The organism is Ruegeria halocynthiae, assembly GCF_900106805.1.
Lineage (GTDB): Bacteria > Pseudomonadota > Alphaproteobacteria > Rhodobacterales > Rhodobacteraceae > Ruegeria > Ruegeria halocynthiae.
The window spans coordinates 387,700-401,088 of sequence record NZ_FNNP01000001.1 but is presented as its reverse complement, the minus strand read 5'-3'; the positions used below and the strand labels follow the sequence as shown (position 1 = coordinate 401,088).

The following is a 13,389-nucleotide window of genomic DNA, read 5'->3' as shown; positions in this document are numbered from 1 at the left end:
AATACCTAAGACGCGGACGCGCGAAAGCCAAGTCACGCATTGACCTGAAGGCAAAATGCAGGAAAAGAACCGCTGACACAGGATGCAATGGGCAAGGATAGACGCGATGGGCTGGAAATCTCTGGACGATATGGATCTGAACGGCAAACGGATTCTGGTACGTGTGGACATCAATGTGCCCGTCGCGAACGGAATCGTCACCGATGACACCCGCATCCAACGCATCGTACCCACCATACGCGATATTCTAACCTCAGGCGGTAAGCCGATCTTGCTGGCGCATTTCGGGCGCCCAAAAGGCGAGCGCGTCGCTGAGATGTCCCTGAAACAACTGGTGCCCGCGCTTGAGGCCGCATTCGGTGCACCGGTTCGTTTTGCAGATGATTGCGTCGGCCCCGATGCAGAAGCCGCTGCCGCATCGCTAATCTATGGCGAAGTACTGCTGCTGGAAAACACCCGCTTCCATGCTGGCGAGACCAAAAACAGCAAGACACTGGCCGAAGGCATGGCCAAGCTGGGCGACATCTACTGCAACGATGCGTTCTCGGCCGCACATCGCGCCCATAGCTCGACCGAGGCGCTGGCCCGTCTGCTGCCGGCCTGTGCCGGACGTCTGATGCAGCAGGAGTTAAGCGCGCTGGAGGCCGCGTTGGGCGCCCCCAAACGGCCTGTCACGGCAGTTGTTGGCGGCGCGAAGGTATCAACCAAGTTGGACCTGCTCGGCAACCTGATCGAGAAGGTCGATTATCTTGTGATCGGCGGTGGCATGGCAAATACCTTTCTTGTGGCCAAGGGACAAAACGTCGGCAGATCGCTGGCCGAACACACCATGACGGACACAGCCACAAAGATCCTGAATAAGGCCAAAACCGCAGGCTGCACTATCCTCCTGCCCTGTGACATCGTGGTGGCCGAAGTATTTGAAGCTGACGCGCCACATCAGGTACTGCCCGCCGATCAATGCCCTTCCGATGCCATGATTCTGGACGCCGGTCCTGAAAGCGTGGCCGTAGTTTCGGAAGTGCTTGAGAAGAGCCGGACATTGATCTGGAACGGCCCTCTGGGCGCGTTCGAGCTCACCCCCTTCGACACCGCCACAAACGCTGCAGCGCTCAAAGCTGCGGCTCTGACTCGTGACGGCAAATTGACTTCGGTAGCCGGTGGTGGGGATACGGTCGCTGCACTCAATGCTTCCGGCGCTGCACAGGACTTTTCGTACATCTCGACTGCCGGTGGCGCGTTCCTTGAATGGATGGAAGGCAAAACTCTGCCCGGCGTCGCTGCTTTGGACCAGTAAGGCGCCTGCCGCCGGGCAAGCAAGCTTTGGCTTTTTGTTAACTGAGGGGATTCACAAGCCGAATCACCTGTGACATAGTGCAAACAGATGCCCGCCAAGGGCACGTTTCTGAGGCAGTTCTTTGTACGGTGGTTAACACGGTGACCCGTTCCTATCGGCCCGGTCTGGGCGCATTCATATTCTTTTCAATCGCCTTCATGCTGGGCGTCTATTTCACCTTTGCCGCCGTTCAGGGTGATTATGGCCTGTTCCGCAGGGTGGAAATCGCCTCCGAACGCGATGCGCTGTCACGCGATCTTACGCAGCTGAGCGATGAGATCGCGCGGATGGAAAACCTCACCCGCCGTCTGTCGGACACATATCTGGATCTTGATCTGCTGGACCAACAGGCGCGCTCTGTTCTTGGCATGATCCGTTCCGATGAGATTGTCATTCGCTAACCGGCCGACGGGACGGGGTTTTTCGTTGAAAGACCTCCTGCCGAAAATCTTCTCCAAAGTTTCTCTCGGGCCGCAATCTGTGCACACTGCCCCCGCGTCACATTAACACTCGCCAGATGGCACGAAATACTCTATGAAATAGTTTAACGCTAAACTATCTGTCCAAGAGGGGGAGATCGCCACAATGGCTGCGCGAAAAACCACAAAGAAACCAAATGTTTCTGCGGAGGAACTTAAGACCTATTACCGTGAGATGCTGCTGATCCGCCGATTCGAGGAAAAAGCCGGTCAACTCTACGGCATGGGTCTGATCGGTGGGTTCTGTCACCTGTACATCGGACAAGAAGCCGTTGTTGTGGGCCTTGAGGCCGCGGCCAGGGAAGGCGACAAGCGTATTACGTCATACCGCGACCACGGCCACATGCTGGCCTGCGGCATGGAGCCGGGCGGCGTGATGGCCGAATTGACCGGGCGCGAAGGCGGTCTGTCGAAAGGCAAAGGCGGCTCGATGCATATGTTCTCGAAAGAGAAGCATTTCTATGGCGGCCATGGCATCGTTGGTGCTCAGGTGCCTTTGGGTGCTGGCCTGGCATTCGCCGACAAATACAAAGAGAACGGCGGTGTGACCTTCACCTATTTCGGTGACGGCGCGGCCAATCAGGGTCAGGTCTACGAGACGTTCAATATGGCGGCAATCTGGGAATTGCCAGTTGTCTTCGTGATCGAGAATAATCAATACGCCATGGGCACCTCCCAGGCGCGTTCGACCTCCACTAAAGACATCTACCACCGTGGCGAGGCTTTCGGCATCCCCGGCGAGATCGTCAACGGGATGGACGTGCTGGCGGTCAAAGCCGCGGGCGAAAAAGCTGTTGCCCACTGCCGCGCTGGCAAAGGTCCCTATATCCTTGAGGTCAAGACCTACCGCTATCGCGGTCACTCGATGTCTGACCCGGCCAAGTATCGCACCCGCGAAGAGGTTCAGAAGGTGCGCGAACAAAGCGACCCGATCGAACATGTGCGCGAGCTGTTGCTGACCGGCAAACACGCGACCGAAGATGACCTGAAAGCGATCGATAAAGAGATCAAAGAGGTCGTCAACCAAGCCGCCGAATTCTCGAAAGAAAGCCCCGAGCCGTCGCTGGATGAGCTCTGGACTGACATTTACGCCTGAGAGGACGAATAAGACATGGCAACTGAAATTCTCATGCCCGCCCTTTCGCCCACGATGGAAGAGGGCACACTGGCCAAATGGCTGGTTAAGGAAGGCGACACCGTATCCTCAGGCGACATCATGGCCGAGATCGAAACCGACAAAGCAACCATGGAGTTCGAAGCCGTTGATGAGGGCATCGTCGGTAAGATCCTGATCGCCGAAGGGACCGAAGGGGTCAAGGTAAACACCCCAATCGCGGTTCTGGTCGAAGAAGGCGAAGACGCCTCGGCGCTTCCAGCGGCTGCACCCGCAGCCGCAGCGGTTGCCGAAGCCGCCCCTGCGGCGGTTGAGGCGCCCGCTCCTGCCGCGGCACCGGCTGCTCCGGTTGTGGACCTATCGCCTGACTGGCCAGCGGATGCTGAAATGGCGCAACAAACCGTGCGTGAATCCTTGCGTGACGCCATGGCCGAAGAAATGCGTGGCGACGAAGATGTTTATCTGATGGGCGAAGAAGTCGCCGAGTATCAGGGTGCCTACAAAATCTCGCAAGGATTGCTAGACGAGTTCGGGGCCAAGCGTGTGATCGATACGCCGATCACCGAACATGGGTTCACCGGTATTGCTGTCGGGTCTGCCATGGCAGGGCTGAAACCAATCGTCGAATTCATGACCTTCAACTTTGCCATGCAAGCGATGGATCAGATCATCAACTCTGCCGCCAAGACACTCTATATGTCCGGCGGGCAGATGGGTTGCCCCATCGTATTCCGTGGTCCCAATGGTGCAGCCGCGCGCGTGGCAGCCCAGCATAGTCAGGATTACACAGCCTGGTTCATGCAGGTGCCTGGGCTCAAGGTTGTTGCACCCTACTCAGCCGCCGACGCCAAAGGCCTGTTGAAATCGGCGATCCGCGACCCCAACCCGGTGGTTTTCCTGGAAAACGAAATCCTCTACGGCCGTTCATTCGACGTGCCCCAAGTGGATGACCTGACCGTCCCGCTGGGCAAAGCCCGCATCTGGCGCGAAGGCTCGGATGTGACCATCGTAAGCTTTGGCATCGGTATGCAATTCGCACTGGAAGCCGCCGACAAACTGGCCGAAGACGGCATCAGTGCCGAGGTCATCGACCTGCGGACCATCCGTCCGATGGATACGGGTGCGATCATCAACTCGGTGATGAAAACCAACCGTCTGGTGACTGTGGAAGAAGGCTGGCCGCAAGGCTCGGTCGGCAGCTACATCAGCTCGGTAGTGATGCAAGAGGCGTTCGACTACCTCGACGCGCCCGTCATCACCCTCACCGGCAAAGATGTTCCCATGCCTTATGCCGCAAACCTGGAAAAACTGGCGCTTGTCACCACGGATGAAGTGATCGCGGCGGTGAAACAGGTGACTTACCGGTAATGGAGATCAGGGGCCGCGATCCAGCAACCGAATGCTACCGTGTCGAGATTGATATCGACAACCGCATCGTGCGGGCCCTTGTGCCCGAGCGGCTGTCGGCGGATATGCATTTGATTGGCGCGCGCCCCTCTCACCAGACCGCCTATGTCTGGATGGCTGAGAACAAAGATAAAATCGAGGCCGCGATTGCAAAGCTTGCACGCGGCACCGGGCGCCCTCGGGCGCCTTTTGACCAAATTACTCTGATTGAGGAGCGCTGAGATGCCCACCGAAATCCTGATGCCCGCCCTGTCCCCGACGATGGAGGAAGGCACTCTTGCAAAATGGCTGGTGAAAGAGGGCGATACCGTCTCTTCGGGTGACCTGCTGGCCGAGATTGAAACCGACAAGGCCACGATGGAGTTCGAAGCCGTTGACGAAGGCACCATCGGCAAGATCCTGATCCCTGAAGGCACCGAAAGCGTCAAGGTCAACACCGCCATCGCGGTTCTGCTGGAAGACGGCGAAAGCGCCGGTGATATCGCGGCAACGCCAGCCAAAGCGCCAGAGGCGGCACCAGCCGCCGCGGGCAACGAGGTCGCCGCGCCAGCGGCATCCGAGGCGCCCGCCTCTGCTCCGGCAGCTCCTGCCAAGGCCGATGGAGGACGTATATTTGCCTCACCTCTGGCCCGTCGTACTGCCGCGCAGAAAGGTCTCGATCTCACACAGATTGCAGGTTCTGGCCCGCATGGCCGTATCGTCAAAGCAGATGTTGAAGGCGCCTCTGCAACCGCTCCGGCAATAGCACCTGTACAGCCCGCGGCCGTACCCGCCCCCGCTACCGCTCCAGCTGGTCCATCGGCAGACGCCGTGGCCAAAATGTACGAGGGTCGCGACTACGAAGAAGTCAAACTCGACGGAATGCGCAAAATCATCGCCGCGCGTCTGTCCGAGGCCAAACAGACCATCCCGCATTTCTACCTGCGCCGCGATATCAAGCTGGACGCACTACTGAAGTTCCGCAGTCAGCTGAACAAGCAACTCGAAGGCCGGGGTGTGAAGCTCAGCGTCAATGACTTCATCATCAAGGCAGTCGCCAACGCACTGCAACAGGTTCCCGAATGCAACGCCGTCTGGGCGGGCGACCGGGTGCTGCAACTGAAACCCTCGGATGTGGCCGTTGCCGTCGCCATCGAGGGCGGATTGTTCACTCCGGTTCTGCAAGATGCCGATACCAAGTCGCTGTCTGCTTTGTCGACCGAGATGAAAGACCTCGCTGGCCGCGCACGTGAGCGTAAACTGGCCCCGCATGAATATCAGGGGGGAACGTTTGCAGTCTCGAACCTCGGCATGTTTGGCATCGACAATTTCGACGCTATCGTGAACCCGCCGCACGCAGGTATTTTGGCCGTTGGTACAGGCATCAAGAAACCCGTCGTGGGTGAAGACGGAGAGCTGACGGTCGCAACCGTCATGTCCGTCACCATGTCGGTTGATCACCGGGTCATCGACGGCGCTCTGGGCGCTCAGTTATTGCAAGCCATTGTCGAAAATCTGGAAAATCCAATGGTCATGTTGGCTTAAACCACACCGACCTGGAACAGAAAAAGGCCGCCTTGTTGTTCAAGACGGCCTTTCTTAATTCAATCACACTACTGGTCCTTGCCCAGCATATGATCCATTGAGATCGAAGGTTGATCACACCCAGCTTCCCCAACGATCTTAGCGGGAATGCCCGCAACCGTCGTGCAAGGAGGCACTTTTTGCAAAACCACTGAACCGGCAGCGATACGGCTGCAATGGCCAACCTCGATATTGCCCAGAACCTTGGCGCCGGCACCGATCAGAACGCCGTCCCCAATCGTGGGATGGCGCTGTTCTTCTTCTTTGCCTGTCCCGCCCAGTGTCACCGAATGCAACATTGAAACATTATCACCGACAATTGCGGTCTCACCGATCACAATGGAATGTGCATGATCGATCATGATCCCTTTACCGATCCGGGCTGCGGGATGGACGTCGATCCCGAAAATCTCGGATGATCGCATCTGAAGGAAATAGGCCAGATCATGCCGTCCCTTGTTCCATAGCCAATGGGCCACACGATAGGCCTGCATCGCCTGATAGCCTTTGAAGTATAGGATCGGCTGCAACAGACGGTGGCACGCTGGATCGCGTTCATAGACGGCCATCAGGTCGGCGCGTGCGGCTTCGATCAACGCCTTGTCATCGGCATAGGCCTCATCCACGATCTCGCGTAGCACCATCATCGACATCTCGTTCGAGCAAAGCTTAGCCGAGATACGATAGGACAACGCCCTCTCCAGGCTGCGGTGGTGCAGGATACAGGCGTGCACCAACCCGCCCATCAGCGGCTCTGTCTCGACGGCGGCATGAGCCTCGGATGTGATGCGATCCCAAACCGGGTCCACAGGTGTCACTTGGCTGCGCGTTTCAAACATGGCTTTTCATCCTTTACTGCGCTTAGAATAGCCATCTAGTGGTAAAAACACCAAACGCAAACCCTTGATATGCACAACAACAAAAAATGAACTCAGCAGAATTGCAGCATTTCCGGCAGCTTATTCACCAGCGCCTGAGCGATCTGGCCGCACAGTCAGCCGCTGGTCACGAGGCGCAATCGGTAGTGGAACTGGATCAGCAGGCGGTTGGACGACTCAGCCGGATGGACGCCTTGCAAAATCAGGCGATGGCAAAGGCTCAGCAAGTCCGGCGCGACACCGAAAAGCATCGACTTCAGGCCGCGCTGATCCGGATGGAAGAGAATGAATTTGGCTATTGCGAAGATTGTGGTGAGGAGATTGCACAAGGACGGCTGGAACTAGACCTTGCCGCCTCCAAATGCGTCAGCTGCGCGTCCGGCTGATGTGATATCGGATCAATTTGCGCAGAACCATCTCGAAACACTGGCAATATTGCGGGTCATCGAAATTGGGCTCATCTGCCAGAGGGCGACAACGCGCGGCCGCCATCAGCGAGCCGTTTCCATAAACAGGATGCAACCGACCTGTCCGGGCGACATGCTGATCGGCCAGTTCGGCCTCGGCGATCATGCGGGCACTCAGCAGATCGCGCTCGGGCGGCGGCGCGACCAGCAAAGCCCGCGCCGCCGCGCTGATGTCTCCGTGCAGGATTGGTCGCACGATGGCCCTAGCCTACCGAATGCCAGGCGAATGCACCGGGCCCAAAGGAGGCTGAAACCTGCGCGACCGCGATGTCGTAGGCCCCCGTCAACCCATCCTCTGATTTCATCGCAGCGGAATACTGCCAATTCGGTGCGCTGGTGATCGTCTCGCGCAGCAAAGCACCCTCGGAGAATAGGCGAATTAAGTAGGATTCACTTTCTTCCCCCAGCGGCACCTCAAGCCCGCCCCAGTCTTCGCCATCCAATCGCGTCCGACGCACCCATGAAATGTCGTCACCAACAGCCGACGCAAAAACTCGCAGGTGCGCTGGCGCATAGGGCCTCAGCCCGTTTCCATCGAAGGCTTCGACCATATGCACATAAGCCGGATCCTCATAACCTCGCGTTGCGGGGCCGATGCGGTAATGCTTGGCCACGCGGCGTTCGGTGCGCAGCAGCCCAGTCTGATAGACTCTTTCATCCAGCAGCACAAATATTGACCCTTCAGGCCAAACATCGGGCATCAATGCATCTGTCCCCAGCTGCCCACGCAATCGACCCGACAGGTTGTATATGCCAGCCTCCTGCAAAGTCGCCTCAGAAAACTGAAACACTTCCCAATTGCCTGGCGTTCCGTCACCAATCGCGGCCAGATTGGCACCACTCAGAAGTGCTGAGCGGGCGCGCGACTCCAACACTCCATCGATCAGATTGACCCGCAATGCGGCGCCTTCGTCCCAAAGGCCAGCTCCGGTGCGCCGCAGCGGGGTTTCGGTGAAACCAATCACAGCCTGCCCCGCGATCACCTGATGCAGCGTGTAGTCCTCATCCTGTGCCGCCGAATATACGGCCACGCTTCCGGGCCAGGGCTCAGCCGAAATCGCCAGATACGGCGCATGGGGCGCTTCGGATCCGGTGATCAGCGGCAGATCCATAAACACCGGCAGAACCGGCACCGGAGCGATAAACGGCTTGGCCGCTGCCACGTCATCCTGCACTTCGGATGGCGTGTAGACGCCGGGCTCAATCCGCACCGCATCCGCCAGCTGCATCTCAGCCTGTTCCAGCCGGTCGATCCGATACAGCGTTCCGTTCCCGGCATCGGGCAGACGCACCACGTCTCCTGCCCCGACATTCAACAGCGACGGTGGCAGCGCAAACCGGGCCGTCTCGCGCGAGATCCGGGATTCGCTCAGCCAGCGCTCGACCGTCTGACGCCCTTCGGCGCGGGTCATCGACAACGGCATTTCATTAACCGCAACCGCGTGGGTTCTGTCGTCTGGCAAGACGACTTCTTCAGCGACCACATCATGGTCCGCATCCGACTGGACAAATCGTAATCGGACACGTCCGGTCATCTCTGCCTCAGCCTCGCGACGGTGTTCCACCGTCCCGTCGATATCCGAACTGATCGCAATCTGTTCAGGATCCAGATCATGCGCTTGACGCCCATCGCGGGTTCTGAACACCAACACCCCATCCCGTTCGATTGCATCAAACCCATAGCGCAGCATCAGCGGTTGCAACGCCTGTCGCGCATTCATCACGTCCTCGACCGCATAACCCCGCACCACACCATAGAGCTCGGAGACATCAATCGCTGTCACGCCTGCCTCATGGCAGATCTCTGTCACAACCGAGGCCAGGGTCCGCGACCCGGACCGTCCGTTCAACCAATGCCCGCGCGCATAGTTATCTCCGTCAGACCATTGCGAACGCAGATTGGGAAATGTCGGGAACGGACGTGCGTCCCACGCCCAGACAAAGGCGTTCGACAGGTCAACCATCGGACCATCATAGATATCCGACACTGGGTTGATCTGCGGATCACCCCAATACCCCAGAACTGCTCTGAGGTATTGAATCATGATAAAATCGTCCCGCACACCGTTGGAATAGCTGGGTAAATCTGATTCTGACGATTTCGGATCCAGAAACTTGTTCGGCTGGTTCGTACCCTTGTCGATGGCCGCACAGCCCAGTTCGGTGAACCAGATCGGCTTGGCCCCCGGCACCCAGTCCGTGGGCGTTTGCTGCCGCACCCCTCCGATCCTCTCGTGATGTCGGTTTGTCCACCAGTTGCGCACATCCTTGTAGCGCCACACCCATGGTTCATCATGGGCATAATCGGTGATCGGACTTCTGATCTGCGCCTCGGCTTCCTCGGGTGAGGCATAGTACCAGTCATAACCCTCGCCGCCTTCGATATTGCCGCGCAGATAGTCCAGATCATAGATCGAACCGTTCGAGGTTTCGATATCAAGATGAGCTTCCCCGTCACGCCAATCCGACAGCGGCATGTAATTATCGATGCCGATGAAATCGATATTCTCATCCGCCCAAAGCGGGTCGAGATGGAAGTACCGATCACCGCTGCCATCCTGCGGCTGATACCCGAAATATTCGGTCCAGTCGGCGGCGTATCCGATCTTGATCTCTGGTCCTAAAATCGCACGCACTTCGGCAGCCAGAGACCGCAATTCCGCAACCGCCACGAAACCCGATGCCCCGCGGATTTGCGTCAGACCGCGCATTTCCGACCCGATACAGAACGAATCCACACCGCCCGCCGCTTTGCACAAGGCCGCGTAATGCAAAATAAAGCGCCTCAATCCCCATTCATTGGGGCCGCTATAAGACACCGTTCCGCTGCCAACAGAAAAATGCGATGCGCGCGCAGTTCCAAAGAACGCCGCCACCTGTGCATCCGCATCCGCGCTCTGATCCGGTGACCCCGACCGCCCCGGAGCCACACTCAGCGTAATCCGCCCCCGCCACGGCAGATGCGGTTGATCGCTTGCACCAGACCAAGGATCAGGCAGGCCGTTACCTTCTGATTGCTCCATCAGGATGAACGGATAGAACATGACACGCTTGCCAGAACTCGTCAGATGCCGGATCGCCTGCACCACTGCCGCGTCAGCCGGGGTGCCGCCATAGACCGGGCGCCCATCCTCCCATTTCACCTGCCCTGCCGCCGCACGGGACAAGCCCGAAACACTCCAGGGCATGTTCTTGCCCTCGATATTTTTGCGCTCGACCTTTGGGCGGATCTGGCACTCGGCGCAGCGCAGATCATCACCAAACCACGACACGATCAACGAGGCCGCCTCGCAACCCGGCAATTCTTTATCAAGCGCCCGGGTCGAGGTCACAAGATCGGACCTTCCCGAAGGTGAATTAACATTCGCCGCCCAGCTGCGACCTCGACCTTTGGTGTAATTCACCTGAGTTGAGGCCAGCGCGTACTCGCCCGTCCCCGGCATCAGCGCTACGCCCTTGATGATCCGCGACAGCGCATCATCGGCATCCGGCATGGCGTCCTGCTCCTGTCGCACCACTTCGAACGAGAATTGAGGTACGCGATTACCATACGGGGCCAGCGCAAGATCTTCGATTACCACATAGGCAGTGCCACGATAGGCAGGAACCGTACCTGCGCCCTCAACCGCTTCGATCAAAGGATCAGGTAGTTGCTCGTGATCGCCACGATATATCCGCATGTTCAAGGTTCTGCGCTCAACCTCCTCGCCATCCGCCCAGATGCGCGTGATGTCAGCAACCGCGCCCGCGCCGACAGCAATCGCCAGAGACACCGAATAGCTGTAGCTGTGCGTTGTTGTTGTCGTCGTGACCTCAACAGGTTTTGGCTTCCCCTTGCCGCTTCCACCTCCGCCCGAGGTTTGCGTCGAAGTCGAGGTAGATCGGGTTTCCAGAAAATCCGAGGCCCAGATGACCTGACCTCCAACCCGCATTCGGCCAAACACCGTCGAAACCGGTGCTCCTTCGCCGGTTTCAGTCAGGCGAAAGCGATCCAAACGTCCGGTCTCGACCACTTCGCTGCCGCCACCCATCACTGATTGGCTCGCCATCAAGCGGTTGTCGATCACGCGCCCTAGCGTCGCCCCTACCGCGCGTCCAATCACCGCTGTCGACAGACCTGCGACCGAACCGCCGATCGAGCCACCAATTGCCGCACCGGCGGCAGACAGAAGTATAGTAGCCATCAGAGGTCCTCCAGCGGGAATTCGAAACAGGCAACAACGCGGCGACGCCACGGTTCGCTCAGCGTGTTTTCGACAACGCCATGCCCGGTATAGGCGTGGATGAACCGCATTGGGTCCCGGGCACTGACGATGCCCAGATGTTTGGCAACTGCCGCATCCCGCATCCGGAACAACAGCACGTCCCCCTTGGCCATCTTCTCGGGTGATTTCTCAATCAGATGACGGCGGGCAGCAGCCCACATGCGTTCCTCGCCCTGTGGTTCTGACCAGTCCATGCTGTAGACCGGCACCGCTTCGGGCTCATGCCCCATCACGCTGCGCCAAACGCCCCGCAGCAGGCCAAGGCAATCGGCACCTGCACCACACACCGACGCCTGATGCACGTAGGGCGTACCCAGCCATGCCCGCGCTTCTTTTACGATATCTTGCTTTGTCCGCATCACCGCCTGCTCCCCCCTTTGTGTTGGCTGCTGCGCTTGGGAACAGCCATAACCCAGTCCTCGTGCGGCAGATCGGGGAAACCTTGAAAATTCAGCATGTTATTGAATTTCAACCGACAGGTGGTCATGCGTTTGTCGCAACCCGCGGTCAGTTGGACTCGATCTCCTACTGCCAGCCCGCCGCCAATCGACGACCACAGCGTGACATTGCGCCCATCTTTGACCTGTTCATCCAGCTTGATCGAAGCCCAAAGGCCTTGTGCGGCACCGTCCAGCACATCCAACCTGTCCCGCTCGAACCACCCCCCGTCAGAGCTCTCAGCACCTCGCAAACGCAGGACCTCCCCGTCCAGCGCATCAATTTCAGCCTCGGCACGATAGCCAGGCGTATCCAAGGCAAAACGGCACGCACCATCCCCCAGCACAGCCGTACAGGGCTTCTGATAAATCCGCCCCAATGGCCGGTTCAGCAAGTCGGTCAGCCCACGCAATTCCGCGTGAAATGCCCCACCTGCGCGACGCAGTTCTCCGATCGAGCCGCGAAACTGCAGCATCCGCTGCGCAGCATCAGCCCAGTTGACCAACCAGGCCCGCACCTCTGCGCCGTCAAAGCGGCCGGCCTCTATGTCTTCTTCCCGGACCGAGGCATCAGACAACGCACCCATTGCCTCGGTGTTGTCGATCGACAGGCCGGTTGCCTGTTCGATTGCTGCTGCTGTCAGTCCGGTGCTGGCCTTGAACGCCAGCCCGTCAAAACTCAACTCCATATCGTGATCGGTGAAACCAAAGGTCTGTCCGTCGCTGCGTGTGATCGCCCAGCAGCGGCATGTCGTGGTCAATCCACTCTGCAAATGCGCCTGCAGCGCTTGTCTGGCTCCGTTCATCAGACCCGCACCTCGACCACCGGCACGTTCGGGACATCTCCGGCCTGAAAACTGGCGACACTCGTCTGGATCTTGTCGGTGTCGAACCGTACCGGCACGTCAAACTCAAACCCGGCGGTGATCTCGACCTGCTCGGGCGGTGGTGTGGTAAGGGTCACGCGCCCGGTCACAAGATCGACCTCAAAGTCCACGCCCTCGCGCTGCGCGTCCTGATCCAAACCCAGCTTTACGGTCCCCAATACTGGTTTCAGAATAGGTCTGACATAGCTGAAACCACCCGAGCTATAGGTCTTGACCAACTGAAACGAGGTCGTTTCGCCATCCCCGCGCGCAATCACCTGATCGCCCTTGTCCACCTCGACCGAGGCCGCACCGGATTTAAAATCCGACCAGTCTTTCCAGCGGAACCCAAACATCTGGCCCTGCCGCGCCTCGAAGAACGAGATCAGCGTTTCAACATCATCCAAAGACCGCATCCCCAGCCCCGCGTCATAGCGCCTGCGCGAATGCGCCCAAGGCGTGTTGCGTTCTTCAAACCCGTTGGCCAGCGTCACGATATCCGTGCGCCGTTCCGGTCCCCCGACCGAGCCAAAGCTCAGGCTGGCGGGAAATCTCACCTCGTGGAAATTCATCACCT

General features: G+C 58.6%; 13 protein-coding genes. 7 read left to right on the top strand and 6 right to left on the bottom strand.

Annotation, left to right across the window (positions count from 1 at the left end):
* Positions 1 to 106: 106 nt before the first annotated feature.
* The 6 genes from BLU89_RS02100 to BLU89_RS02075 all read left to right on the top strand — a co-directional run bounded on the left by BLU89_RS02100 (position 107) and on the right by BLU89_RS02075 (position 5,860).
* Positions 107 to 1,297, top strand: a complete 1,191-nt coding sequence (locus BLU89_RS02100) for a phosphoglycerate kinase (RefSeq protein WP_074734075.1) — start codon at positions 107 to 109, stop codon at positions 1,295 to 1,297.
* Positions 1,298 to 1,437: 140 nt separating this feature from the next.
* Complete coding sequence (locus BLU89_RS02095) at positions 1,438 to 1,737, top strand: FtsB family cell division protein (RefSeq protein ID WP_074734074.1); 300 nt, start codon at positions 1,438 to 1,440, stop codon at positions 1,735 to 1,737.
* Between the two features lie 184 nt (positions 1,738 to 1,921).
* Positions 1,922 to 2,911, top strand: a complete 990-nt coding sequence (pdhA, locus tag BLU89_RS02090) for a pyruvate dehydrogenase (acetyl-transferring) E1 component subunit alpha (protein ID WP_074734073.1) — start codon at positions 1,922 to 1,924, stop codon at positions 2,909 to 2,911.
* A gap of 15 nt (positions 2,912 to 2,926) precedes the next feature.
* Positions 2,927 to 4,297: a pyruvate dehydrogenase complex E1 component subunit beta gene (locus BLU89_RS02085; protein WP_074734071.1), complete on the top strand. Its 1,371-nt coding sequence runs from the start codon at positions 2,927 to 2,929 to the stop codon at positions 4,295 to 4,297.
* Positions 4,297 to 4,557, top strand: a complete 261-nt coding sequence (locus BLU89_RS02080) for a hypothetical protein (protein ID WP_074734070.1) — start codon at positions 4,297 to 4,299, stop codon at positions 4,555 to 4,557. The genes BLU89_RS02085 and BLU89_RS02080 overlap by 1 nt, the downstream gene beginning before the upstream one ends.
* A 1-nt stretch (position 4,558) precedes the next feature.
* The gene (locus tag BLU89_RS02075) at positions 4,559 to 5,860 is read left to right on the top strand and encodes a pyruvate dehydrogenase complex dihydrolipoamide acetyltransferase (protein WP_074734068.1); all 1,302 of its coding nucleotides are present in this window, start codon (positions 4,559 to 4,561) and stop codon (positions 5,858 to 5,860) included.
* 68 nt (positions 5,861 to 5,928) lie between these two features.
* Here the strand turns inward: BLU89_RS02075 and cysE are convergent, their stop codons facing one another.
* A complete protein-coding gene (cysE, locus tag BLU89_RS02070) occupies positions 5,929 to 6,738 on the bottom strand; it encodes a serine O-acetyltransferase (protein ID WP_074734067.1) in 810 nt (269 codons plus the stop codon).
* An 86-nt stretch (positions 6,739 to 6,824) separates the two neighbouring features.
* Between cysE and BLU89_RS02065 the strand changes: the two genes are divergently transcribed.
* Entirely contained in the window at positions 6,825 to 7,163 is a 339-nt protein-coding gene (locus BLU89_RS02065) for a TraR/DksA family transcriptional regulator (RefSeq protein WP_074734065.1), read from the top strand.
* Here BLU89_RS02065 and BLU89_RS02060 read toward each other — a convergent pair.
* Genes BLU89_RS02060 through BLU89_RS02040 form a run of 5 tightly spaced genes read right to left on the bottom strand, consistent with a single transcriptional unit; the run spans position 7,144 to position 13,384 of the window.
* Positions 7,144 to 7,440, bottom strand: coding sequence for a DUF7742 family protein (locus tag BLU89_RS02060; RefSeq protein ID WP_083347665.1), 297 nt, complete (start codon positions 7,438 to 7,440; stop codon positions 7,144 to 7,146). The two genes, BLU89_RS02065 and BLU89_RS02060, sit on opposite strands and share 20 nt — an antisense overlap.
* Positions 7,441 to 7,447: 7 nt before the next feature.
* Positions 7,448 to 11,428 carry a baseplate multidomain protein megatron gene (locus BLU89_RS02055; protein ID WP_074734061.1) on the bottom strand — a complete coding sequence of 1,327 codons (3,981 nt, stop codon included), beginning with the start codon at positions 11,426 to 11,428 and terminating at the stop codon, positions 7,448 to 7,450.
* Positions 11,428 to 11,868, bottom strand: coding sequence for an NlpC/P60 family protein (locus BLU89_RS02050; RefSeq protein ID WP_074734059.1), 441 nt, complete (start codon positions 11,866 to 11,868; stop codon positions 11,428 to 11,430). Before BLU89_RS02050 ends, BLU89_RS02055 begins: the two co-directional genes overlap by 1 nt.
* Positions 11,868 to 12,752 carry a DUF2163 domain-containing protein gene (locus BLU89_RS02045; protein WP_074734057.1) on the bottom strand — a complete coding sequence of 295 codons (885 nt, stop codon included), beginning with the start codon at positions 12,750 to 12,752 and terminating at the stop codon, positions 11,868 to 11,870. The genes BLU89_RS02050 and BLU89_RS02045 overlap by 1 nt, the downstream gene beginning before the upstream one ends.
* Positions 12,752 to 13,384: a DUF2460 domain-containing protein gene (locus tag BLU89_RS02040; RefSeq protein WP_074734055.1), complete on the bottom strand. Its 633-nt coding sequence runs from the start codon at positions 13,382 to 13,384 to the stop codon at positions 12,752 to 12,754. Before BLU89_RS02040 ends, BLU89_RS02045 begins: the two co-directional genes overlap by 1 nt.
* Positions 13,385 to 13,389 lie beyond the last annotated feature (5 nt).